This is a genomic window from Sphingomonas sp. CFBP 13728, from assembly GCF_014841895.1.
Taxonomy (GTDB): domain Bacteria; phylum Pseudomonadota; class Alphaproteobacteria; order Sphingomonadales; family Sphingomonadaceae; genus Sphingomonas.
The window spans coordinates 1-840 of the sequence record NZ_JACYUS010000018.1; the positions used below are offsets into that span (position 1 = coordinate 1).

General features: G+C 62.3%; 1 protein-coding gene. It reads left to right on the forward strand.

Annotated features, from left to right (window positions below):
* Nucleotides 1–63: 63 nt before the first annotated feature.
* Nucleotides 64–821, forward strand: a protein-coding gene (locus tag IFT67_RS20380; RefSeq protein ID WP_107963731.1) for an IS5 family transposase whose coding sequence is annotated in 2 segments (ribosomal slippage) — nucleotides 64–397 and nucleotides 397–821 — 759 coding nt in all. Because the reading frame shifts where the segments join, the coding sequence is not laid out codon by codon here.
* Nucleotides 822–840: the final 19 nt, after the last annotated feature.

Here is an 840-nt window from a genome sequence, read left to right on the forward strand (position 1 = left end):
TAGGGTCAGGACCCATTGATGTGAGAGGCGCGATCTGATTCAGGCTCCGTGAGGAGAGCGTGGATGAGCGACCTGTACTGGCTGACGGATGAGCAGATGGCGCGTCTGCAACCGTTCTTTCCCAAGAGCCATGGCAAGCCTCGGGTCGATGATCGGCGGGTGCTCAGCGGCATCGTTTTCGTCAATCGCAACGGGCTACGCTGGTGTGATGCGCCGAAGGACTATGGGCCGCACAAGACGCTCTACAATCGCTGGAAGCGGTGGGGCGAGAGGGGTGTCTTCTTGCGCATGATGGAGGGGCTCGCGGCAGCGGAAGCCGTACCGAAAACGGTCATGATCGACGCGACCTACCTGAAGGCACACCGCACGGCATCAAGTCTGCGAGTAAAAAAGGGGATCTCGGCCGCCTGATCGGCCGCACGAAAGGCGGCATGAACACCAAACTGCACGCCGTCAGCGATGCGGATGGGCGGCCCTTGAGCTTCTTCATGACCGCCGGGCAGGTGAGCGACTACACCGGCGCGGCAGCCTTGCTCGACGATCTGCCGAAAGCACAGTGGCTGCTTGGCGACCGTGGTTATGACGCCGATTGGTTCAGGGACGCCCTGGAAGCCAAGGGCATCCAGCCCTGCATCCCGGGCCGCAGATCGCGCAACGAGCCGGTCAGATACGACAAGCGCCGCTACCGGCGCCGCAGCCGCATTGAGATCATGTTCGGCCGTCTGAAGGATTGGCGCCGCGTCGCCACTCGTTACGACCGCTGCCCAACTGTCTTCTTCTCTGCCGTCGCGCTCGCGGCCACCGTCATCTTCTGGCTATGACCAATGAGTCCTGACCCTA